The organism is Martinezella miluonensis (genome assembly GCF_900094545.1).
In the GTDB taxonomy this organism is placed as follows: Bacteria; Pseudomonadota; Alphaproteobacteria; order Rhizobiales; family Rhizobiaceae; genus Rhizobium; species Rhizobium miluonense.
Map to the genome: position 1 here is coordinate 1 of NZ_FMAH01000099.1, position 1,913 is coordinate 1,913.

Annotated in this window: 1 protein-coding gene and 2 pseudogenes; all 3 read right to left on the reverse strand. The window is 56.0% G+C overall.

Annotated features, from left to right (window positions below):
- A pseudogene (locus tag GA0061102_RS34165) lies at positions 1 to 622 on the reverse strand (IS701 family transposase); the annotation flags it as partial.
- Positions 529 to 807, reverse strand: coding sequence for a transposase (locus GA0061102_RS34170; protein WP_425348587.1), 279 nt, complete (start codon positions 805 to 807; stop codon positions 529 to 531). The pseudogene GA0061102_RS34165 and the gene GA0061102_RS34170, both read right to left, overlap by 94 nt.
- 49 nt (positions 808 to 856) lie before the next feature.
- Positions 857 to 1,246: pseudogene (locus tag GA0061102_RS32445) on the reverse strand (recombinase family protein); the annotation flags it as partial.
- Between the last annotated feature and the right edge of the window lie 667 nt (positions 1,247 to 1,913).

The following is a 1,913-nucleotide window of genomic DNA, read 5'->3' on the forward strand; positions in this document are numbered from 1 at the left end:
GAAAAACCTATGCCCAAACTCTTGAAAACGGACATGAGAATCACGAAATTGGCCGTGCCATTGCAAGCGGTAACGGCGGTTGGCCGTCCATGGCCGGCGACAGGAAAGACCAATGCGACATCATGAGGATAAACCTTCTGATGCTTGGGAATACCGACAGCCCAGGTGAGATTGCGTGCACTGAGCCCCTGGCGAAACGCAGCCGACAGACCATAGCCGGCATCCGCAAGCACGGTGCCAAACCGCACGCCTGCGGCCATCAGCCGATCGATCTCGCCGAGCGCGATCTCCGGTTTGGTGCGGGATCGGCGCATCTCCTCGGGAACACCAGCCTTCGCCATCCGATCCTGATCGTTGGTCCAACTCTCGGGCAAGAACAATCTTAAGCCCACTGGGACGGGAACCTCGTCGCGGGCCAGCTCAACGACACCAGCGTCTGGCAATTGGCACGCTTGCCCAGCATCGACGCATACTGCGGCGCGACCCCAACAGAATGGTCGCCCTTCTTGGGCAGGCCTGTGTCGTCGATCACCAGAAAGGCATCTGAAGCCCCGACAATCTTGTCGGCCTGTACCGCCAGTTCCGCCTCAAGAGGACCAGCATCCCAAATCCCATCCGAGATGAAATGATGCGGCGGTCGTAGTGATCCAGCGCAAGCCGCTCCGCCATGGGCTCGATGCTCTTGCGATCGCCAGGTCCGATGAGGCCCGAAATATACACAGGGCACATCTGCCGCCGTTTCTTGTGGCCAAGCTTCTCAACGAACGGCTTCAGCCAATCCGCCAGTGCAACATCCAACTCCGCCATCTCGCGCACCTCTGTGAAAGTACAAAAGATGGCCCATCATCGCAAATCGTCGGTTAATCTGCCAAAGTAGTGCGAGTACCTGTAGCGAAAACATCCCCTGCGGCGTAGAGGTGTCGATCGGATCGTGCAGCGAGCGGAAATGGACGCCGCGTCCTTCGAGGTTCTCGATCACCTGCAGCAGATGGCTGACCGATCGCGCAAGACGGTCCAGACGAACAACGACAAGTACGTCGCCGGCGCTGAGATCCTTTAGCAACTTGGTGAGCACCGGTCTTGCGCGGGATAAGCCGGATCCGTGCTCCTGATGAATACGATGGCAGCCGGCGGCACGCAACTCATCGACCTGGGCGTCGTTGAGCTGCTCGTCGGTCGAAACCCGCACGTATCCGATCAGTCTTTGCTGCGGGGCGGGCGAGCTGACGGTTGCAACCTGTGGCATCAGATTGGGCTCGTTTTTGTCGACCTTTGTACGGATAATGAATGCGTGAGAAAACCAGGGTTTGCAAGCGTGTTTTAAGACCAAAATAGAGGCCCTTCCAGCGTGTTTCCCGGCTTGGGCCAAGCCGCGACCGTCGCAACCACAGAAAGCGCGTCAGCGGGTCTCTATAGCGGAAATGCCGTGAAATCGGCTGTTTTGAAGGGGCGGCCTCCGCCTTGGTCATTTTGTGCAGGCTTTGACGCCGCGAGGCGTTCGGGGAGGGGAGGAGCTCGACCGGTTCGGCGCGCGTTATTTCACTCAATCAGGCAGAATTTTCCGCCGATCCGAAATGAAAAGGCCGCTGAAAGCCTGGATTCGCGGCTTTTCCGTCGATCCTCAAGGACTGACATGCGTGATTTGCGCCCTGAAATCAATAATCACCGATAACCAGTACTTATCGATGGTTAGAGGCGCAGAAAAATACAGTATGGCAGACGGAAATTAGAGCTAATTTCGATTCACTATGGAGAAAGAATAGCGTTAATTCATATGGTTAATGAAGCAAAAATTTGAGAAGATTGATGTAAAAGGGGGTACGCGGAGCAAAAGGGGTGGCGCCGGTGGAGTTTTCGGGAAGATAAAACGTGCAGTTAGTTAGCTGTGCATAAAGATCTGCCTGGAATCCGAA

Bases quoted from the DNA above. Each gene is read 5' to 3' on its own strand.
- GA0061102_RS34170 (WP_425348587.1), bottom strand. From the start codon at position 807: ATGGCGGAGTTGGATGTTGCACTGGCGGATTGGCTGAAGCCGTTCGTT.